The sequence below is a fragment of the Streptomyces sp. NPDC086766 genome (assembly GCF_044746005.1).
Lineage (GTDB): Bacteria > Actinomycetota > Actinomycetes > Streptomycetales > Streptomycetaceae > Streptomyces.
In genome coordinates this window covers 287,223-307,691 of record NZ_JBIVBI010000008.1, presented here as the reverse complement: position 1 = coordinate 307,691, position 20,469 = coordinate 287,223, and the positions used below count along the sequence as shown (strand labels likewise).

At 74.6% G+C, this 20,469-nt stretch carries 17 protein-coding genes; 11 read left to right on the top strand and 6 right to left on the bottom strand.

What is annotated here, in order from left to right:
* The 3 genes from ACIPM1_RS18155 to ACIPM1_RS18145 form a co-directional block, all read left to right on the top strand.
* Window positions 1-887 (top strand): acyl-CoA carboxylase subunit beta (locus tag ACIPM1_RS18155; protein WP_402435469.1); only part of this gene is annotated, 887 nt, incomplete at its 5' end.
* Between the two features lie 10 nt (window positions 888-897).
* Complete coding sequence (locus ACIPM1_RS18150; RefSeq protein ID WP_402435466.1) at window positions 898-1,131, top strand: acyl-CoA carboxylase epsilon subunit; 234 nt, start codon at window positions 898-900, stop codon at window positions 1,129-1,131.
* A 145-nt stretch (window positions 1,132-1,276) separates the two neighbouring features.
* Window positions 1,277-4,264 carry a BTAD domain-containing putative transcriptional regulator gene (locus ACIPM1_RS18145; RefSeq protein WP_402435463.1) on the top strand — a complete coding sequence of 996 codons (2,988 nt, stop codon included), beginning with the start codon at window positions 1,277-1,279 and terminating at the stop codon, window positions 4,262-4,264.
* 29 nt (window positions 4,265-4,293) lie between these two features.
* On the opposite strand, the gene ACIPM1_RS18140 is transcribed toward ACIPM1_RS18145, so the two are convergent.
* Complete coding sequence (locus ACIPM1_RS18140; protein ID WP_402435460.1) at window positions 4,294-4,602, bottom strand: hypothetical protein; 309 nt, start codon at window positions 4,600-4,602, stop codon at window positions 4,294-4,296.
* A 265-nt stretch (window positions 4,603-4,867) separates the two neighbouring features.
* On the opposite strand from ACIPM1_RS18140, the gene ACIPM1_RS18135 reads away from it, so the two are divergent.
* Window positions 4,868-6,820, top strand: a complete 1,953-nt coding sequence (locus ACIPM1_RS18135; RefSeq protein WP_402435457.1) for a BTAD domain-containing putative transcriptional regulator — start codon at window positions 4,868-4,870, stop codon at window positions 6,818-6,820.
* A gap of 203 nt (window positions 6,821-7,023) precedes the next feature.
* Here ACIPM1_RS18135 and ACIPM1_RS18130 read toward each other — a convergent pair whose 3' ends face one another.
* Complete coding sequence (locus ACIPM1_RS18130; protein ID WP_402435454.1) at window positions 7,024-7,263, bottom strand: DUF6269 family protein; 240 nt, start codon at window positions 7,261-7,263, stop codon at window positions 7,024-7,026.
* A gap of 156 nt (window positions 7,264-7,419) precedes the next feature.
* On the opposite strand from ACIPM1_RS18130, the gene ACIPM1_RS18125 reads away from it, so the two are divergent.
* Window positions 7,420-8,997: a tryptophan 7-halogenase gene (locus ACIPM1_RS18125; RefSeq protein WP_402435451.1), complete on the top strand. Its 1,578-nt coding sequence runs from the start codon at window positions 7,420-7,422 to the stop codon at window positions 8,995-8,997.
* A gap of 79 nt (window positions 8,998-9,076) precedes the next feature.
* Here the strand turns inward: ACIPM1_RS18125 and ACIPM1_RS18120 are convergent, their stop codons facing one another.
* Window positions 9,077-9,976, bottom strand: a complete 900-nt coding sequence (locus ACIPM1_RS18120; protein ID WP_402435449.1) for a hypothetical protein — start codon at window positions 9,974-9,976, stop codon at window positions 9,077-9,079.
* Window positions 9,973-11,085 (bottom strand): SPFH domain-containing protein, encoded by a 1,113-nt coding sequence (locus ACIPM1_RS18115; RefSeq protein ID WP_356184143.1) that lies wholly within the window; start codon window positions 11,083-11,085, stop codon window positions 9,973-9,975. Before ACIPM1_RS18115 ends, ACIPM1_RS18120 begins: the two co-directional genes overlap by 4 nt.
* Before the next feature lie 134 nt (window positions 11,086-11,219).
* On the opposite strand from ACIPM1_RS18115, the gene ACIPM1_RS18110 reads away from it, so the two are divergent.
* The 3 genes from ACIPM1_RS18110 (at window position 11,220) to ACIPM1_RS18100 (ending at window position 15,164) form a co-directional block, all read left to right on the top strand.
* A complete protein-coding gene (locus ACIPM1_RS18110) occupies window positions 11,220-12,449 on the top strand; it encodes an arginine deiminase (RefSeq protein WP_356184146.1) in 1,230 nt (409 codons plus the stop codon).
* 139 nt (window positions 12,450-12,588) lie between these two features.
* The gene (gene argF, locus ACIPM1_RS18105) at window positions 12,589-13,596 is read left to right on the top strand and encodes an ornithine carbamoyltransferase (protein ID WP_402435445.1); all 1,008 of its coding nucleotides are present in this window, start codon (window positions 12,589-12,591) and stop codon (window positions 13,594-13,596) included.
* A gap of 113 nt (window positions 13,597-13,709) precedes the next feature.
* Window positions 13,710-15,164 (top strand): amino acid permease, encoded by a 1,455-nt coding sequence (locus ACIPM1_RS18100; RefSeq protein ID WP_402435442.1) that lies wholly within the window; start codon window positions 13,710-13,712, stop codon window positions 15,162-15,164.
* On the opposite strand, the gene ACIPM1_RS18095 is transcribed toward ACIPM1_RS18100, so the two are convergent.
* On the bottom strand, window positions 15,124-15,603 hold the full coding sequence (locus tag ACIPM1_RS18095) for an ATP-binding protein (RefSeq protein WP_402435439.1): 480 nt from the start codon (window positions 15,601-15,603) through the stop codon (window positions 15,124-15,126). The genes ACIPM1_RS18100 and ACIPM1_RS18095 overlap by 41 nt on opposite strands.
* Window positions 15,604-15,890: 287 nt before the next feature.
* On the opposite strand from ACIPM1_RS18095, the gene ACIPM1_RS18090 reads away from it, so the two are divergent.
* The 3 genes from ACIPM1_RS18090 to ACIPM1_RS18080 all read left to right on the top strand — a co-directional run bounded on the left by ACIPM1_RS18090 (window position 15,891) and on the right by ACIPM1_RS18080 (window position 19,595).
* Entirely contained in the window at window positions 15,891-16,718 is an 828-nt protein-coding gene (locus ACIPM1_RS18090) for an enoyl-CoA hydratase family protein (RefSeq protein ID WP_356184157.1), read from the top strand.
* 7 nt (window positions 16,719-16,725) lie between these two features.
* Window positions 16,726-19,047, top strand: a complete 2,322-nt coding sequence (locus ACIPM1_RS18085) for a bifunctional salicylyl-CoA 5-hydroxylase/oxidoreductase (protein ID WP_402435435.1) — start codon at window positions 16,726-16,728, stop codon at window positions 19,045-19,047.
* 131 nt (window positions 19,048-19,178) lie between these two features.
* On the top strand, window positions 19,179-19,595 hold the full coding sequence (locus tag ACIPM1_RS18080) for a hypothetical protein (protein ID WP_402435432.1): 417 nt from the start codon (window positions 19,179-19,181) through the stop codon (window positions 19,593-19,595).
* A 37-nt stretch (window positions 19,596-19,632) separates the two neighbouring features.
* On the opposite strand, the gene ACIPM1_RS18075 is transcribed toward ACIPM1_RS18080, so the two are convergent.
* Window positions 19,633-20,469: a PaaX family transcriptional regulator C-terminal domain-containing protein gene (locus ACIPM1_RS18075; protein WP_402435429.1), complete on the bottom strand. Its 837-nt coding sequence runs from the start codon at window positions 20,467-20,469 to the stop codon at window positions 19,633-19,635.

Below are 20,469 nucleotides of genomic sequence, written 5' to 3'. Positions count from 1 at the left end.
CGAGCGGGGTGTGCCACTTCGCCTACGACGACGAGGAGACGTGCATCGCCGAGGTGCGCTACCTCCTCTCCCTCCTCCCGCAGAACAACCGCGAGGCACCCCCCGCCGTAGCCTCCTGCGACCCCGCCGAACGGCGCTGCGAGCGGCTGCGCGACCTCGTGCCCCTCGACGGCAGCCGCCCCTACGACATGGGCGAGGTCATCGCCGAACTCGTCGACGACGGCGGGCACATGGAGGTCCACGAACGCTGGGCCACCAGTGTCATCACCACGTTCGCCCGGCTCGGCGGCCAGGTCGTCGGCATCGTCGCGAGCCAGCCCCGCTCCCTGGCCGGAGTGCTCGACATCCACTCCGCCGAGAAGGCCGCCCGCTTCGTGCAGCTCTGCGACGCCTTCTCCGTCCCCCTGGTCACCCTCGTCGACGTGCCCGGCTTCCTGCCCGGCGTCGACCAGGAGCACGGCGGCATCATCCGGCACGGCGCCAAGCTCCTGTACGCCTACTGCAACGCCACCGTGCCGCGGATCCAGGTGATCCTGCGCAAGGCCTACGGTGGCGCCTACATCGTCATGGACTCCCGTTCCATCGGCGCCGACCTCTCCCTGGCCTGGCCCGCCAACGAGATCGCCGTCATGGGCGCCGAGGGAGCCGCGGGCGTGGTCTTCCGGCGCCGCATCCAGGCCGCCGACGACCCGGAGGCGATGCGGCAGCAACTGGTCAAGGAGTACAAGGCCGAGCTGATGCACCCGTACTACGCGGCCGAGCGCGGCCTGGTGGACGACGTCATCGACCCCGCCGACACCCGGCCGGCGCTGATCGCGGCGCTCTCGATGCTCCGCGCCAAGCACGCCGACCTGCCCGCGCGCAAGCACGGCAACCCCCCGATGTGAGGAGACCCGCATGTCCGGCACCCCCGCGCCGCCCGCGCTCCGAGGGCCGCTCGCCCCGGCCCTGTTCCGGGTCATCGGCGGCAGCCCCACCCCCGAGGAGGTGGCCGTCGTCGCCGCGCTCGTCACCGCGCTCATGACGGCCGCCCCCGACGGCGCCGGCCCCGCCCCGGAACCGGAACCGGCCCCCGCCCGCTGGCGCCGCCCCGGCACACCCCCGCCCGCGTCGTGGCGGGCCCGCGCCTGAGCGCGCGCGTCCGGGGGGCGTACCGGCTGGCAGCTTGCTGCCGTACGCGTTGCCGCCCGGTCGCGTGTCTTGCTAATCAGTCGGAAAGCGGCCAATTCGGGCCGTTCGGTACGGGTACGGCTGCGGCCGGAGTCGGGAGGCAGCGGTGCTTCAGGTGGTGTTCCGGATCCTGGGGCCGCTGGACATCAGTGCCGAGGGACGGCCCGTCGCCCTCCAGGGCGGCCGTCAGCGCACCCTCATGTCGATGCTGCTGCTCGCCCCCGGCCGCGTGGTATCGGTCGACGCCCTCGCCGACGCCGTCTGGCACGGCGACCCGCCCGCCACCGCCCGCAACCAGATCGCCATCTGCGTCTCCGGCCTGCGCAAGACCCTCAAGACCGCGTTCGGCGTCGACGGCGTCCTCGTCACCAGCCACCCGGGCTACATGCTCTTCCCCGGCGAACACCGCATCGACGCCGTCGAGTTCGAGGAGCGAGCCGCCGAGGGCCGGGTCGCGGCCCGCCGCGGCGACCTCGAGGAGGCCCGCGCGCACCTGGGCGAGGCCCTCGCCATGTGGCGCGGACCCGCCCTGGAGGGCATCACCGCCGAGCGCGTGGAGGCCGAGGCCCAGCGCCTGACCGAACTCCGCCTCGACGTCTACGAACAGCTCACCGCGATCCGCCTGGAACTCGGACTGCACGGCGAACTCGTCGCCGAACTCACCGGATTCGTCCGCGAGAACCCGCTGCGCGAACAGGCCATCGGGCAGCTGATGCTCGCCCAGTACCGCTGCGGCCGCCGCGCCGAGGCCCTGGAGACCTACCGGGACGGGCAGCGCCTGCTCGCCCGGGAACTCGGCATCGACCCCGGCCCCGCCCTCCAGGAGCTGCACGAGGAGATCCTCGCCGACTCCCCGCGGCTGATGCCGCCCACCGAACAGGTCACGCCGGCCCCGCCCACCCCCGTACCCGCCCATCTCCCGCCCGCCCCCGCCTCGTTCACCGGGCGCCGCGACGAACTCGCCGCCCTGGACCGGCTGCTGGACCACCTCGACGGCACCGCCCTGCCCGTCGGCTGCGTCACCGGCACCGGCGGCGTCGGCAAGACCGCGCTGGCCGTCCACTGGGCCCACCAGGTCGTCGCCCGTTTCCCCGACGGCCGGCTCTTCGCCGACCTGCGCGGCTACGACGAGGAGGAGGCCCCGCGCCGGCCCGGCGCCGTCCTGGACCGCTTCCTGCGCGCCCTCGGCGTGCCCGGCCCGCAGATCCCCGCCGACCAGGTCGAGCGCACCGCCCTGTTCCGCAGCGTCCTGGACGGCCGCCGGGTGCTGATCGTCCTCGACAACGCCCGCTCCTTCCAGCAGATACGCCCGCTGCTGCCCGCCACCTCCGGCTGCTGCGTCCTCGTCACCAGCCGGGACAGCATGGGCGGCGCCCTCGCCGGTGACTACGCCTACGTCCCGCTCCAGCTCGGCTCCCTCGAACAGGACGAGTCGCTCACACTGCTCTCCCGGGTGGCCGGGGACGAACGGTTCGGCGCCGACCCGGTCGGCGCGGCCCGGCTGAGCGAGCTGTGCGACCGGCTGCCGCTGGCCCTCAGGATCGCCGCCGCCCGGCTCGCCGCCAAACCGCACTGGTCGGTACGGACCCTGGTGTCCCGCCTGGAGGACCAGCACCGCAGGCTCGACGAACTCAGCATCGACTCCCGCGGCGTGCGCGCCGGTCTGCGGCTCAGCTACCGCGGACTGCCCGCCGACACCGCACGGATGTTCCGGCTGCTCGGCGTGCTCAGCGTCCCCGAGTTCTCCGCCTGGGCGGGCGCCGCGCTGCTCGACCTCGACCCCGTCGACGCCGAGGACCTCATCGAGCAGCTCGTCGACGCCCAGCTGCTCGAACCGGTCAGCGTCGGCGCCGGCCACGTCCGCTACCGCTTCCAGGACCTGCTGCGGCTGTTCGCCCGCGAGTGCGCGCTCGCCGAGGACACCGAGGAGGAACGGCGCGCCGCGGTGCGCCGGGCCGGCGGCGCCTGGCTCGCCCTCGCCCGCGAGGCCCACCGCAGGATGTACGGCGGCGACTACACCGTCGTACACGGCCCGGCGCCGCTGCGGGAGCTGCCCGCGCATCTCGTGGACAGCCTGCTGGAGGACCCCATGGGGTGGTTCGAGACCGAGCGGCTGCCGCTGACCGCCCTCGTCGACCAGCTCGCCCGCGAGGACGAGTCCGCCCACGCCTGGGACCTGGCGGTCACCGCGGTCACCCTCTTCCAGAACCGCAACTACCTGGAGGACTGGGGCGACTGCGCCGGGGCCGCGCTGGAGGCGGCCCGCCGCACCGGCGACCGGCTCGGCGAGGCGGCGGTGCTGCAGTCGCTGGGCACCCTGGAGATCATCCGCTGGGAGTTCGACAGCGCCCACGCCCGGCTGGTGCCGGCCCTGCGCCTGTTCGAGGAGCTGGACCGCCCCCAGGGCCGCGCCCTGGTGCTGCGCAACCTGGCGCTGTGCGCCCGCAACCAGGGCGACCTGGACCGGGCCGGGCGGCTCGTCCGGGAGGCGCTGGACGTCTTCCGCGAGGTCGGCGACCACTACGCCGAGGCCCACGCGCTGGGCATGCTCGCCCAGATCGAACTGGAGCGCGGGGACGCGCAGGCGAGCCTGCGGCTGTCCTCGCAGGCCGTGGCGAAGAGCCGGGGCCTCGGCACGGTCCGCGGCGAGGCGCAGAGCACGGTACGGCTCGCCGACGCGCTGATCCACCAGGGCGACGGCGAGCGGGCGGAGGCGGCCTGCCGGCGCGCGCTGGAGCTGGTGCTCGACAGCGGTGACCGCCGGGGCGAGGCCCATGTGCTGCGCTCCCTGGGGGAGGCGCTGTGGCGCCAGGGGAAGCTGGAGGAGGCCGAGACGGTGCTGCGCGGCGCGCTCCAGGCCGCCGAACAGGTCCCCGACCGGTATCTCCAGGCACGGGCGGCGGTCGTGCTCGGCTGCGTGCGCTCGGTCCGATCCGACCGGGCGGGCGCAGCCGCGAGCCTCACCCGGGCGGACGGCCTCTTCGCCGAGGTCGGCGTACGGCTGTGGCGGGAGCGGGTGGAACGGCTGCTGCGGATGCTCGGGCAGGACGAACCAGGCCACTCGGCACGGCTGTTCGCACTGGCCCGCCCCTGACGGAGGGGCCTCTCACGTCCCGCCCCTGCTCACGTCCACGGGTCGTCCCGCAGCGGCCCGGCGGGCGCGGACGTCCAGGGGTCGTCGGCGCGCGCGGCGGCCCGCACGGACGTCCACGGGTCGTCGGAGGCGACCTGGGCCCCGGCGGGGCGGGCGAACGGACCGAGGGCCTGGTGCGCACCGGCCGTGCCCACCGCCGCGAGGAGCAGCAGGGCCCCGGCCGCCAGCCGGCCCGCCTGGGAGGCCGCCGTCGTCACGGCCGCCGCCGTCATGGCCGTCACGGCCGCCCGCTCCGTGGCCGCCCCGGTCGCCCTGGCGGAGAGATGAACACGCTTCATGCCGGCCTCCTGAACTCCTGAACGGTGCAACGCTGTTCCACCGTCTTGCCGGAACGCCGTACTTCCGAACCGGTGCACTGCCGTATCCGGGTACCGCCGAACCGCTGAACTGTGCGGAACGCTACGGACCCGTCCTGTTCCGGCGCTTTCAAATCTCTTTCGCGGCCCCGAAATCGAACCGAGAGCGCCGAAAAACCGCAGGTCACTAGCTTTCGCGGCACACGGCCCGGGACCGCAGCGGGCCCGCGCACCGGCGGAGGCCCGCATGGAGTTCAGGATTCTCGGTCCGGTCGCGGCCGAGCGCGACGGGCACCCTGTGGCCCTGGACGGCGCGAAGCAGCGCGCCACGCTCGCGGCCCTGCTGCTCGCCCACGGCCAGGTGGTCTCGGACGCACGGCTGACCACCCTGCTGTGGGGCTGGGACCCGCCCGCCGGCGGCACCGGCCGGCTGTACACCTACGTGTCACGGCTGCGCACCCGGCTCGGCCCCGGGCACGGCCTGACCCGGCACGGCACCGGCTACCGGATGGACCTCGGCGCCGCCGTCCTCGACTGGGACGTCTTCCGCGGCCTCGTGACCGCGGGCCGTGCCGATCTGCGCGCGGCACGCCACGCGGACGCCGAGCGCAGGCTCGCCGAAGCCCTCGCGCTCTGGCACGGGCCGGCCCTCGACGACGCCACCGAGCAGCTCGCCGCGGACGCGGGGCCGCACCTGGAGGAGTCCCGGCTCGCCGCGCTCGAACTCCACACCGAGGCGGCACTCGCCCTCGGCCGCCACACCGACCTCGTCCCCGCCCTCACCGGGCACGTCGACCGCCACCCGCTGCGCGAACGGCTGCGCGGCCAGCTGATGACCGCCCTGTACCGCAGCGGACGCCAGGCCGACGCGCTCGCCGTGTACGACGACGGCCGCCGCCTCCTCGCCGACGACCTGGGCATCGACCCCACCCCCGAACTGCGCGCCCTCCACCGCCACATCCTCACCGGCACCCTCCCGTCCCCGCGGCCCCCGGCTCCCCTCACCCCGGCGTGCGCGACGGCCCCGGCGTCCGCGACGACCGCCGCCGAGGCCGACGGTCCGGCCGTGCCGGTGCGCGTCGTGCGGGGCGCCCCGTGCGAGGGGTCCGCACCTGCCCAAGTACCGCCCGCCCCACGGGACTTCACCGGACGTTCGGCGGCGGTCGGTGAGGTGCTCGCCGCGCTGCGGGCCCGGCACGACGTCGTCGTCACCGGCGCCCCCGGCACCGGCACGTCCGCGCTCGCCCTGCGCGTCGCCGAGGCGTGCCGGGAGGACTTCCCCGAGGGCCGGCTGTACGCCGACCTGCGCACCCCCGACGGCGGCCGCCGCGGCACCGAGGAGGTGCTCGGCCGGTTCCTGCGCGCCCTCGGCGCCGACGAGGACCGTCTGCCCGCCGGAGTCGACGAGCGGGCCCGGCTGTTCCGCACGCTCGCCGCCGGCCGCCGGGTCCTCGTCGTCCTCGACCACGCCGCCGACGACGCCCAGATACGCCCGCTGCTGCCCGGCGGCGCCGCCCGCACCGTCGTCACCGGCGTACACCCCGCCCTCGCCTCGCTCGACGCCGTCCGGCTGGTGCGCCTGGGACCGATGACCCCGGCCGAGGCGGCAACCCTGCTCGCGTCGGTGGCGGGCGCCGAACGGCTCGCCGCCGAACCCCGGGCGGCCCTGCGCGTCGCCGAGCTCTGCGACCGGCTGCCACTCGCGCTGCGCGTCGCCGGGGCCCGGCTCGCCGCCCGCCCGCATTGGTCCGTCGCCCGGCTCGCCGACCGGCTCGCTTCCGAGGAGCGCCGCCTCGAGGAACTGCGCATGGGCCGCCTGGACGTCTCCACCGGTCTCCACCGCGCGCTGCACGCGCTGCCCCCGCCCGCCGCGACGGCGCTCGGCGCGCTGGCGGCGGCCGGGCTGCCCCGTCCGACCGCGCTGGACGCGGCCGCCCTGCTCGACCGGAGCCCGGACGACGCCGAGGACCTCCTGGACCAGCTCGCCGACGCCCGGCTCCTGGAGGCGTGGCGCCCGGCCGAGGAGCCGCGGCAGGGCGCGTTCGGCACGGACGACGCGCAGGACGCTCAGGTCACGCCCGGCGCCCCCAGGGGCGGAGGGTCCCGCTACCGGCTCATGCCGCTCGTACGGCTGTACGCGAAGCAGTGGTACGACAGCCTCCCCGGCACCGCGGCGCCGCTGCTCGACTCCGCCCGCTGACGGCCCTCCACCCGGCCCGGTGGCCGCCCGGCCCGTCCCTTCCGGCCGGCCGGCCACCGGGCCTTCCGCATGCCCAGACCTCCGCACGTCCCGTGCGCGCCACGCGCAGGCCGCGCGGCCCGCGCCTGCCACCCGCGGGCCGTGCCACCCGAACCGCCCGCCCGCGGATCGCACCGCCCGAACCGCCCGCAGCCGCGCCCTCCTCAGCCGCAGCCGCCCGCGTGCCCCTCGTCCAGCCCGAACCTGGCGATGTAGTCGGTGTCCTCGGCCCCGCCCAGGGCCAGTTCGTTGAGCGTGTCCACATAGGCGGCCAGGAGCCCCGCCCACGGCGTCCCCGCGTCCCGCAGCAGCAGTTCCTGGTCCACCGCGGCGGCATTCTCGATTTCGGTCAGAATGGCCAGGGGGTGCTGGACCCGGGACGGGGGAATCTTCTCGTCGAACATGTGCTCCTCCTGTTCGCTCCGGGTCCTCTTCAGGCCCCGCACCAACAGGTTCGGCCGCACTTCTGTACGCGTTCTCCGGCTCGTCCGTACGCACCGATACAGATCGCCGCAAGAGGCGGTACCGCCCGAATACAGGGCCGTGCCGACGATGTCCCCATGGACAGCCGTATCGAAGAAGTCGTGATCGTCGGGGGCACCCTCGCCGGCTGGACCGCCGCCGCCCGGCTGGCCGCCGCGTTCGGGCGGACGGCCGGCCTCACGGTGCTGGAGAGTCCGCCCCGCCCGGCCGCCGTGGAGAACGGCCAGGTGGTGGCCCTGGCGCCGCGGACACAGCGGGACCTCTTCGACCGGCTCGGCATCCGCGAGGAGACCTGGATGCGGGCCTGCTCGGCGTCCTTCAGCCTCGGGGTGCGACACGTCAACTGGCGCACCCCGGGCCCCGCGCGGACGGCTCCCCGGACCACCGCGGGTCACGGCCCCGACCACTTTCTCCGCCCTTTCGCGGCCCTTCCGGAATGCGAGGAGTTCCCGCTCTCCGAATTCTGGCGGCTGCGCCGCTGCCGGGGGGAAACCGTCGAGCCCTACGACTACGCCTGTTTTCGTGAACCGCCCCTGCTGGACGCCCGTAAATCACCGCGCTGGCTGGACGGAAGGGCCGCCGTCCCCTATGGCTGGCACGCCGATGCCGGAATGCTCACCCAATTCCTGCGCAGAACGGCCGTCCAGCGCTTCGGGGTGCGGGCGGTACGGGGCGAACCGCGTTCCTGCGACCGGGACGGCGACGGCATGATCACCGCGCTGCGCACCGCCGACGGCACCCGGCTCGCCGGGGACCTCTTCCTGGACTGCACGGGCCCCGACAGCCTGCTCCTGGCGGGGCTGCTGGGCGAGCCGTTCACCGGTCCGGGAGGCCGCCTGCTCACCGACCGGACGGTCACCGTCACCGTGCCGTACGACGCCGCCGTGGACGGAGTGGAGCCGTACGGCACGGCCACCGCCCTGCCGTACGGCTGGTGCTGGCGGCGGCCGCTGCCCGACCGCTTCGGCGCCGGGCTCGTCTGCGCGAGCACCTGGACGGGCGAGGAGGAGGCGGTGCGCACCCTGCTCGCGCTGTGCGGACGGCGCCCCGGCGAGGCCGAGGTGCGGGTCCTCGCCCACCGGACCGGGGCCGCCCGCCGCCCCTGGGTGAGGAACTGCGTGGCGCTCGGCGCGGCGGCCCGGTGCGCGGACCCGCTGGCCGACGAGGAGTTCACCGACGTACTGCGCCAACTCGACCGCCTGATCAGGGACTTCCCGTCCCGGAGGGACCGCGGGGCCCCGGCGGCGCGCTTCAACCGGGACGCCGCCGCGGACACCGCGGCGGCCTGCGACCGGGCGCAGCTCCTGTACCGAGCCGCCCCGCGCGCCGACACGCCCTTCTGGCGGGCGCAGCGCACCCTGCCGCTGTCCGATGCTCTGGCGGAGTGCCTGGAGGGCCATCGCGCGGGCCTGGCACCCGAGCCGGGCGAGGTGCCGCTGCGGGCCCTGCTGACGGCGCTCGACCCGCTCGGGGGCCGCCCGCCGGCCGCCCTGCCGCACCGCCCGGACGCCCGCCGCACCGCCGACGCCCACTTCGCGCGGATCAAGCGCCAGCAGGCGATCCTGCTGGAGACCCTCCCGACCGCGCACGCCTACCTGCACCGGCTGCACACCCGCCCGGCACCCGCCCCGGCGGCCGCCCTGAGCGGGGCGTGAGCGGGGCGCGAGGAAAATCAAGGGTGCCCCCGAGGCGTGGTCCGGCGCGGCCCGACCCGAGGCTGTGACGGCCGGGCCCTCAGCCCACCAGCCGCAGCCGCCGGCCGCAGACGCCCACCCGCACCGACTGACCCCACGTCAGTTCCAGGGAGTCGGCCTCCATCCCGTCGCCGAAGACGACGAGGCGCTCCGACTCGACGGTGAGGCTCAGCCGCCGCGGGCCCGGAAGGTCCCCCGCCACCAGCGAGGTGCCGGTGGCGGGGGAGGGCCAGGCCTCGCGGACGAACCACAGCAGCCGCTCCTCGGTGGGCGCGGGCAGGGGCAGCCGCCCGCCCCGCTCCTGCCACACCGAGCGCAGCCAGCCGGTCGCCCCGGTGCCCGTGCCCACCAGCACCCCCGAGGAGGCCTGGGCCTCGGCGACACCCCCGTCGCCGTCGAGGCCCAGGCGGTAGCGGGCGGTCTGGTGGCCGGCCGCGCCCAGGTAGATCTCGTTCAGGGCCACCAGCCGCTGGGTGTCGTCGGCGACGGCCTCGACCATGGTGAGCTCCTCGACGTCCGCGCCCCCGGCGAGCGCGGCCGGCAGCAGGGCCGCCACGTCACCGGGCCGGTGCCGTACGAGCACGCCGGGATTGCGGCCGGGGTCCGTGTCCACGCCGAGGACGGGCTGCCCCGCCAGGTACTTGGCGGCGTTCGCCACCAGCCCGTCCTGCCCGACCACGACGACCACGTCCTCCGGGGCGAACAGGAAGCGGTCCAGGTCGGCCCGTTCCACCCGGGTCTGCCGCCAGGTGAGCGGGATGCCGGCGGCCACCTCCGCCAGCGCCTGTTGCGTGCGGCGGTGCCGTGCGGAGACCTCCTCGACGGACCGCCCCCGGGAGGAGAGGAAGAAGGCGGCCTGGCCGTGCGTGCCGTGGTGGGCCACCAGCTCCTCGTACTCCGTGGTGCGGTGGACGATCACCGCCCGGGGGGCCAGGCTCACGCCCGCTCCCCGGTGCCGAGCCGGGCGAGCAGTCCGGTCAGCACGTCCGGCGACACGGTGACGCTGTCGATGCGCGGCAGGTTCTCGGCCAGCCGGGTGCCGGTGAGCGCGTGCAGGGTCGTCACGCCGTCCACCCCGGCCTCCCCGTGCACCCGCAGCCAGGCGGCCTGTGCCTCGGCGCGGGCCTCGCCGACCGCGCGCGCCCCCTCGGCCTCGGCCCGGGCCATGCGGACCGCCCGCGCGGCCTCCGCCTCGGCCAGCCGCTCGGTGCGCGCGGCCTCCGCCTCGGCGAGCCGTCCGGTGCGCGCCGCCTCGGCCTCGGCCAGCCGTACCGTCCGGGCCGCCTCCGCGCCGGCCCGGACCGCGTCGGCCGCCGCCTGCTCCTCCGCCTCGCGGCGGGCGTTCGTGCCCCGCTGCTCGACCAGCCGCTCCTCGCGCCGGGCCAGTTCGATCCTGCTCGCCAGTTCGTTCTCGGCGATCGCCCGCTCCCGCTCCACGGCCACCGCCCGCCGTTCGTACGTCGCCCGGTCGGCCTCCTGCTGGATCTGCTCGCGGGCGGGGGTGCGCAGGGCGCGCTCGACCTCGGGTTCCGGGCGCAGCGCCACCACCCGGACGGCGACCACCTCGATGCCGGTGGCGGGCAGCCGGGGCTCCGCGGCCAGCCCCGCCGCGACCCGCTCGCGCACCGCGGTCACCCCGTCGGTCAGCGCGGCCGACAGCGGCGTACGGGCCAGGACGGCCAGCGCGTGCTCCTGGGCGGTCTCGGTGAGCAGCGTGGCCAGCTGCTCCAGGGGCGCGCCGCGCCAGATCCCGGTGTCCGGGTCGACGGAGAAGTCGAGGCGGGCGGCGGCGACGGCCGGGTCGCCGACGCGGTAGGTGACCGTCGCCTGCACCGTCACGTCCTGGAAGTCGGCGGTGCGGGCGTGGAAGGTCATCGCCAGCTCGCGGTCGTCGACCGGCACCTCGGAGAGGGCCGCGGCCAGCGGGCGGAACCAGAAGCTGAGCCCGGGGCCGTCGTGGACGAGCCGGCCCGCCTGGTGGTGCCGGATGTGCGCCGTGGGCGCGCCGCGCAGGTGGCGCAGGCCCAGGCGCCGGGTGATGTCGGCCATGTGGCCCCCTCCTCGGTTTTCGTCGTAATGACGATAATCGGAGGCCGCACTTGTCGTCAAGGGGACGAAAACTGACCGGTGCGGATACGGGCGAGCAGGGGGTGAAGCCGGGTCCCGATGGTCAGGATGGAGGCATGGCACTCCATGTCGACTCCGAGGCCGGGCGGCTGCGCCGCGTCATCCTGCACCGGCCGGATCTCGAGCTCAAAAGGCTCACCCCCAGCAACAAGGACGCCCTTCTCTTCGACGACGTGCTCTGGGTGCGCCGCGCGCGCACCGAGCACGACGGGTTCGCCGACGTGCTGCGCGACCGCGGGGTCGCCGTGCACCTCTTCGGCGACCTGCTGACCGAGGCGCTGGCGATCCCGGCGGCCCGGTCACTGGTCCTCGACCGGGTCTTCGACGAGAAGGAGTACGGCCCGCTCGCCACCGACCACCTCCGGGCCACGTTCGAGACCCTGCCCGCGCCGGAACTGGCCGAGGCCCTCGTCGGCGGCATGACCAAGCGGGAATTCCTGCACGCCCACATGGAGCCGACGTCCGTGCGCTTCCACGCCATGGACCTCGACGACTTCCTGCTGGGCCCGCTGCCCAACCACCTCTTCACCCGCGACACCTCCGCCTGGATCTACGACGGGGTCTCCATCAACGCGATGCGCTGGCCCGCCCGGCAGCGCGAGACCGTGCACTTCGAGGCGATCTACCGGCACCACCCCCTCTTCCGTGACGAAACGTTCCATGTGTGGTCCGAGGGGCAGGCCGACTACCCCTCCACCATCGAGGGCGGGGACGTGCTCGTGATCGGCAACGGCGCGGTGCTCATCGGGATGAGCGAGCGGACCACGCCGCAGGCCGTCGAGATGCTCGCGCACAAGCTGTTCGCGGCCGGCTCGGCCCGCACGATCGTCGCGCTCGACATGCCCAAGCGGCGGGCCTTCATGCACCTCGACACCGTCATGACCATGGTCGACGGCGACACCTTCACCAAGTACGCCGGGCTCGGCATGCTGCGCTCGTACACCATCGAGCCGGGCTCCGGCGACAAGGAACTCAAGGTCACCGACCATCCGCCGGAGCACATGCACCGGGCGATCGCGGCCGCGCTCGGCCTGAGCGAGATCCGGGTCCTGACCGCGACCCAGGACGTGCACGCGGCCGAGCGCGAGCAGTGGGACGACGGCTGCAACGTCCTCGCCGTCGAGCCCGGTGTCGTCGTCGCCTACGAGCGCAACTCCACCACCAACACGCACCTGCGCAAGCAGGGCATCGAGGTGATAGAGATCCCGGGCAGCGAGCTGGGCCGGGGGAGGGGCGGCCCGCGCTGCATGAGCTGCCCGGTGCAGCGCGACGCCGTGGGAGCCTAGGGGCCGCCGTCGGCGAGGCGGCCGGCGGGGGCGAGGCGGACGGCGGGAGACCGTGCGGCCGATGGGGCGGGTGTATATAAATTCTGTGAGTCGTATAGAATTCCATGGTCCCTGTTCCTGAACCGTTGGAGCGCCCCCCATGGCGACTGTCCCGACCGCCCTCGCCGGCCGCCACTTCCTCAAGGAGCTCGACTTCACCGAGGACGAGTTCCGCGGCCTGGTCGAGCTGGCCGCGGAACTGAAGGCCGCCAAGAAGGCGGGGACCGAGACCGCGTACCTGCGCGGCAGGAACATCGCGCTGATCTTCGCGAAGACCTCGACGCGCACCCGCTGCGCGTTCGAGGTCGCCGCCGCCGACCAGGGCGCCTCGACGACGTACCTCGACCCGTCGGGGTCGCAGCTCGGGCACAAGGAGTCGGTGAAGGACACCGCCCGGGTCCTCGGCCGGATGTTCGACGCGATCGAGTACCGGGGCGACAGCCAGGCCGCCGTGGAGGAGCTCGCCGCGCACGCCGGAGTGCCCGTCTACAACGGGCTGACCGACGACTGGCACCCCACCCAGATGCTCGCCGACGTGCTCACCATGACCGAGCACAGCGCCAAGCCGCTGCGGGAGACCACCCTCGCCTACCTCGGCGACGCCCGCTTCAACATGGGCAACTCCTACCTGGTCACCGGCGCCCTGCTCGGCATGGACGTGCGCATCGCGGCCCCGAAGTCGTACTGGCCCGCCCCGGACGTCGTCGACCGCGCCCGCGAGCTGGCCGTCTCCAGTGGCGCCCGCGTCACCCTCACCGAGGACGTCGCCGAGGGCGTGGCGGGCGCGGACTTCGTCGCCACCGACGTCTGGGTCTCCATGGGCGAGCCGCAGGAGGTCTGGGACGAACGCATCGGGGCCCTCGCGCCGTACGCCGTGACCATGGACGTGCTGCGCGCCACCGGCAACCCGGACGTGAAGTTCCTGCACTGCCTGCCCGCCTTCCACGACCTCGGCACCAAGGTCGGCCGGGACATCCACGAGCGCCACGGCCTGGACTCCCTGGAGGTCACCGACGAGGTCTTCGAGTCGGCCCACTCGGTCGTCTTCGACGAGGCGGAGAACCGGCTGCACACCATCAAGGCCGTCCTCGTCGCCACCCTGGCCTGACCTGCCGGATCAGCCCGTATCCTGACCGGCGACCCCGGAGCCACCCCTTCCGCGGTCGCCGTGCGGCGCCAACCCCGTCGCACCCGCACCACCAGAAACGAGCACCACCCCCCATGCCCGCTCCCCGTATCAAGTCCCCCGCCCTCCTGGTGGCCGAATCCGGCGCCGACCGGGAAGGCCACGGCCTCCAGCGCACGATGGGCCTCTTCCAGCTGATCTGCTTCGGCGTCGGCGCGATCGTCGGCACCGGCATCTTCGTCGGCCTGTCCGACTCGGTCGCCCAAGCCGGCCCGGCCGTCGTCGTGTCCTTCGTCCTCGCCGCGATCACCTGCGTGTTCACCGCGTTCTCCTTCGCCGAGCTGGGCGGCGCGATCCCGGTCTCCGGATCGTCGTACTCCTTCGCCTACGCCGGACTCGGCGAGGGCACCGCCTTCCTGGTCGGCTGGTGCCTGCTGCTGGAGTACGGCGTCTCCATCTCGGCGGTCGCCGTCGGCTGGAGCCAGTACGTCAACGAACTGCTGCACGGCCTCACCGGCCTGCAACTGCCCGCCGCGCTCTCCGCGGGCCCCGGCGACGGCGGGATCGTGAACCTCCCGGCCGTGATCGTGATCGCGATGGCCTCCGTGCTGCTCGTGCGAGGGGTGCGCGAGAGCGCCCGCGCCACGGCCGCGATGGCGGTCCTCAAGCTCGCGATCCTCGCCGCGTTCTGCGCCGTCGGCTACAGCGCCTTCAAGGACGGCAACCTCACCCCGTTCTCCCCGGCCGGCCTCGGCGGCATCGGCGCGGGCACCACCGCCGCCTTCTTCTCGTACATCGGCTTCGACGCGATCACCACGGCCGGCGAGGAGGCGAAGAACCCGCGCCGCGACGTCCCCGTGGCGATCATGGTCTGCATGGGCGTCGTCACCCTGCTGTACTGCGCCGTCGCGCTCGCCGCGATCGGCGCCGTCGGCGGCGACCAGGTCGGCGGCCGGCCCGCCGCGCTCTCCTACGTCGTCGACGTGGTCACCGGCTCCGGAGTCGGCGGCGGCGTGATCGCCTTCGGCGCGGTCGTCGCCATCGCCTCCGTGGTGCTGGCCGTGATGTACGGCCAGACCCGCATCCTGATGTCGATGTCCCGGGACGGGCTCGTCCCGCGCGTCTTCGAGAAGGTCTCGCCGCGCACCGCCACGCCCGTCGCCGGCACCCTGATCGTCGCGCTCGTCTTCGCGCTTCCGGCGGCCTTCGCCTCCCTGGACGCGGTGGTCAACCTGTGCACCATCGGCACGCTCGCCGTCATGGCGGTCGTCAACATCGCCGTGATCGCCCTGCGCCGCCGCGAGCCCGGCCTGACCCGCAGCTTCCGGGTGCCGCTCTACCCCGTGGTCCCGCTGCTCGGCGTCGCCTTCTGCCTGTACCTGATGTACGAGACCGGCTGGACGACCTGGCTCCAGTTCGCCGCGTTCCTCGCGGCCGGACTGCTGGTGTACGTCGGCTACGGCCGCCGGCACTCCCGCCTCGCCGGCCCGGCCGCGGACGGTGCGGAGGTCACGCCGGACGCAGCCGGGACGGCGGCGCGGGCAGTCTGAACCACACCGCCTTGCCCGACGAGGTGGGGCGGTGTCCGCAGGCGGAGCTCAGGGCGCGGATCAGCAGCAGACCGCGCCCGTGCTCCTGCCAGGGGTCCGGCGCCGTCAGACCGGGACGGCCGAGGCCGCCGGGCGGCGCCGGGTCCGGGTCGTGCACCTCGACGTGGCAGCCGTTCGGCAGCAGCTCCACCACCAGCTCGATCGGGCCCCGGCCCGCGGTGTGCTCCACCGCGTTCGCCACCAGTTCCGCCGTCAGCAGCTCCGCGGTGTCGTGGTCCGCCGGGTGCTCCAGCTCGGCCAGCGCCGTACGGACCAGGGCACGGGCCACGGGCACGGCGGCGACCGTGTGCGGCAGCGCGACGCGCCAGGAGGCGGAGGCGGAGGAGGGTTCGTGCAACGTGGGTCCGTTCGTGGCGCAGGGCGTCCCAGTGATCACCATCAGGCTGTCCTGCTTTCAACCTCAGGAATGGTACGGCGCCCGGTGCCGAAGCCTCCGGGCGGCCCCGTCCGGGGTCCGCGACCCCGGCACCGGACGGCTTACCCGGGTGAAGGGGCCCCCTCCCACGACGGCTCCGGTCGTTACGGCGCTGTCGACGTCCCGTGACGAAGCAGCGGTCCCGGCCACATCACGACAGTGGTATCGCGCACTCGTGACGACAGTCACGGATGGGTGATAACTTCGGAGGACGAGCGCAGCGAGCCCGTCCCCCGAGGAGGCCGCACCACATGAGTCCCTTCACCGGCTCCGCCGGCCGCACCTCCCCGTGGCGCCATCTGCGCGTCGGCATCACCGACGGCGTCGCCACGGTCACCCTCGCCCGCCCCGAGAAGCTCAACGCGCTCACCTTCGGCGCCTACGCCGACCTGCGCGACCTGCTCGCCGAGCTGTCCCGCGAGCGGACCGTCCGCGCCCTGGTGCTGGCCGGCGAGGGGCGCGGCTTCTGCTCCGGCGGCGACGTGGACGAGATCATCGGCGCGACCCTGTCCCTGGACACGGCCGGCCTCCTCGACTTCAACCGGATGACCGGGCAGGTCGTGCGCGCCCTGCGGGAGTGCCCCTTCCCGGTCGTCGCGGCGCTCCACGGGGTCGCCGCCGGGGCGGGAGCCGTGCTGGCGCTGGCCGCCGACTTCCGGGTCGCGGACCCCTCGGCCCGCTTCGCCTTCCTCTTCACCCGCGTCGGCCTGTCCGGCGGCGACATGGGCGCGGCCTATCTGCTGCCCCGGGTGGTGGGGCTGGGCCACGCCACCCGGCTGCTGATGCTGGGCGAGCCGGTGCGGGCCCCGGAGGCCGAGCGGATCGGCCTGATCAGCGAGCTGACCGAGGAGGGACGCGCCGACGAGGCCGCCCAGGCGCTGGCCCGCCGCCTGGCCGACGGCCCGGCCCTCGCCCTCGCCCAGACCAAGGCCCTCCTCACCGCCGAACTGGACATGCCGCTGTCCGCCGCGGTCGAGATGGACGCCGCCACCCAGGCGCTGCTGATGAACGGCGAGGACTACGCCGAGTTCCACGCCGCCTTCACCGAGAAGCGGCCGCCCAAGTGGCGGGGGAGGTGACCCGGCGGTGAGGGTCGCGGTCATCGGCGGCGGTCCGGGGGGTCTGTACGCGGCGGCGCTGCTCAAGCGCCTCGACCCGGCCCGCGAGGTCACCGTCTGGGAGCGCAACGCCCCCGACGACACCTTCGGCTTCGGCGTGGTGCTCTCCGACGAGACGCTCGGCGGCATCGAGCACGCCGACCCGGTGGTGTACCAGGCGCTGTGCGAGGAGTTCGTCCGCTGGGACGACATCGACGTGGTGCACCGGGGGACCCGGCACACCTCCGGCGGGCACGGCTTCGCCGCGCTCGGCAGGCGGCGGCTGCTGGCGATCCTGCACGAGCGCTGCCGCTCCCTCGGCGTCGAGCTGCGCTTCTCCACCCAGGCGCCGCCCCCGGCCCGGCTCGCGAAGGCGTACGACCTGGTGGTCGCCGCCGACGGCGTGCACAGCGCCACCCGCGAGGCCCTCGCGCACGCGTTCCGCCCCCGGGTGACCTCCCACCGCTGCCGGTACATCTGGCTGGCCGCCGACTTCGCCTTCGACGCCTTCCGCTTCGAGATCGCCGAGACCGAGCACGGCGTGATGCAGCTCCACGGCTACCCCTACTCCCGCCCGTCGCCCGACCACCACCCCTCAACGAGACCCTGCGGGCCGCAGGATCAATCCGGCTCCTCGACGGTCATCGTCGAGATGCGCGAGGAGGTCTGGCGGGCGGCCGGGTTCGAGGAGACCGACGAGCGGGAGTCGATCGAGCGCTGCGCCAAGATCTTCGCCGACGCGCTCGGCGGACGCCCGCTGCGCTCCAACAACTCCGCCTGGACCACCTTCCGCACGGTGGTCAACGAACGCTGGTCGCACGGCAACGTGGTCCTCCTCGGCGACGCCGCCCACACCGCCCACTTCTCCATCGGCTCCGGCACCAAGCTCGCCGTCGAGGACGCCCTCGCCCTCGCCGCGTGCCTCCAGGAACAGGACTCCCCGGAGCGGGCGCTGGCCGCGTACGAGGAGGAGCGCAGGCCGGTCGTCGCCTCCACCCAGCGGGCCGCCCGCGCCAGCCTGGAGTGGTTCGAGAACCTCGCGCTGTACCTGGACCAGCCGTCCCGCCAGTTCGCCTTCAACCTGCTCACCCGCAGCCGCCGGGTCACCCACGACAACCTGCGGCTGCGCGACGCCCGCTTCACCACCTCCGTGGAGCGCGAGTTCGGCTGCCCGCCCGGCACGCCCCCCATGTTCACCCCCTTCCGGCTGCGCGGGCTGACCCTGCGCAACCGGGTCGTCGTCTCGCCCATGGACATGTACTCGGCGGTGGACGGCGTGCCCGGCGACTTCCACCTCGTCCACCTGGGCGCCCGGGCGCTCGGCGGCGCCGGGCTGGTGATGACCGAGATGGTGTGCGTGAGCCCGGAGGGCCGGATCACCCCGGGCTGCGCCGGCCTGTGGACCGCCGAGCAGGCCGGGGCCTGGCGGCGGATCACCGACTTCGTGCACCGGCAGGTCCCGGGCACCGCGGTCGGCGTGCAGCTCGGCCACAGCGGGCGCAAGGGCTCGACCCGGCTGATGTGGGAGGGCATGGACGAGCCGCTGGAGGACGGCAACTGGCCGCTGGTGGCCGCCTCCGCCCTGCCGTACACGCCGAAGAGCCAGATCCCGCGCGCCCTGTCCCGGGCCCAGCTCACGGACATCCGCGAGCAGTTCACCGCCGCCGCCCGGCGGGCCGACCGCGCCGGTTTCGACCTGCTCGAACTGCACTGCGCGCACGGCTATCTGCTCTCCGGCTTCCTCTCCCCGCTGACCAACCACCGCACCGACGCCTACGGCGGCTCGCCGGAGAAGCGGCTGCGCTTCCCGCTGGAGGTCTTCGACGCCGTCCGGGAGGTGTGGCCGGGGGAGCGGCCCATGACCGTGCGCATCTCCGCGACCGACTGGGCGCAGGGCGGGACGACCGCCGACGACGCCGTCGCGATCGCCCGTGCCTTCGCCGCGCACGGCGCCGACGCGATCGACGTGTCGACCGGGCAGGTCGTCTCCGGCGAACGGCCCGAGTTCGGGCGCTCCTACCAGACGCCGTTCGCCGACCGCATCCGGCACGAGACCGGCGTCCCGGTGATCGCGGTCGGCGCGATCTCCTCCTGGGACGACGTCAACTCCCTGATCCTGGCCGGGCGTACCGACCTGTGCGCGCTGGCCCGCCCTCACCTCTACGACCCGCACTGGACCCTGCACGCCGCCGCCGAGCAGGGCTACGACGGCCCCGGCGCCCTCTGGCCCGCTCCCTACCGGGCGGGCAGCCGCCGGCCGCAGACCGGCCGCCTGGACGCCCCCAAGCCCCGGCTGACACTCGGCGGGTGAGGCTGACGGAACGCACGGTTCCGGTCACATGCCTTCCACGCGATCCGCACGGTTCCTGAACCGCCCGTTCAGGGTGGGCTGGCTAGGTTCGGTTGGTCGATGTGAATGACCGAAAAGAGACCGAGACTGCGATGAGCGACATCAGGCCCTTCCCCGAGCCCCCCGGATACGGCTACGGCCCGCCCGCGGCCCCGGAACCGCAGTACGCGGAGCCCGCCTACCAGCCCGCCTACCGGTCGGCCGGCGCCCCCCGGCAGCGCCGTGAGGACGGCTCGGGCACCCGCCGCACCGCGCTGGTCGTCCACACGATCGGCGACGTCGCGGCGGCGTTCCTGGCGCTGTGGATCGTCCTGTACCTCTTCGGGGCCAACCAGGGGAACGTGTTCGTGCGGTTCGTCCGGGACGTCGCCGACGCGCTGGCCTGGTGGTCGCAGGACATCTTCACGATGGACACGGAGAGCCTCCGGGTGGTCCTGAACTACGGCCTGCCCGCGGTGATCTACCTGGCGGTCGGGCACGGCGTGGCGGCCCGGCTGCGCCGCTTCTGAGCGGGCGGCAGGCCCCTCGCCCCGCGGAGAAGGCCCCTCACACCCCCACGGACGCCGGCCCCACGAACTCCGCCCCCGCGTCCCGCAGCCGCTCGTGCAGCCCGCGGAAGACGGCCGCCGAGCGTGCGCCCGGCCAGTCCGCGGGCAGCAGGCGCGCGGGCAGGCCGGGGTCGGCGTAGGGCAGATGGCGCCAGGAGTCCAGGGCGAGCAGGTAGTCCCGGTAGGCGTCCTCGGGCGGGGTGTCGGGGCGCTTCTCCCAGGCGCGCAGCACGCGCGCGTGGGAGTCGAGGAACGCCTCGTGCTGCGCGGCGATCGCGGGCAGGTCCCACCAGCGCGCCACCGCCTCGGCGGTCGGCGTGTAGCCCAGGTGCTCGCCGCGGAAGAAGTCCACGTACGGGTCCAGGCGCAGCCGCCGGAGGGTGTGCCGGGTCTCCTCGTACAGCCCTGCCGGGGCGATCCACACGCCGGGCGCCGCCGTGCCGAAGCCGAGCCCGGCCAGCCGGGAGCGCAGCACGTGCCGCTTCTGCCGCTCCGACTCCGGCACGGAGAAGACGGCGAGCACCCAGCCCTCGTCCCCGTGCGGCGCCGCGGTGTAGATCCGGCGGTCGCCGTCGTCGAGCAACTGCTTTGCCTCGGCGGACAGTTCATATCCGGCCGCGCCCTGCGCCGTACGGGCGGGCGCCAGCAGCCCGCGCCGCTTCAGCCGCGACACCGAGGAGCGCACGGAAGGCGCGTCCACCCCGACCGCGGCCAGCAGCCGGATCAGCTCCGCGACGGGCACCGGCCCCGGGGCGAAGCGGCCGTAGGCGCCGTAGAACGTGACGATGAGGGACCTCGGGGCGTGCTGTACGTGCTGCTCGGACACGTTGATCAT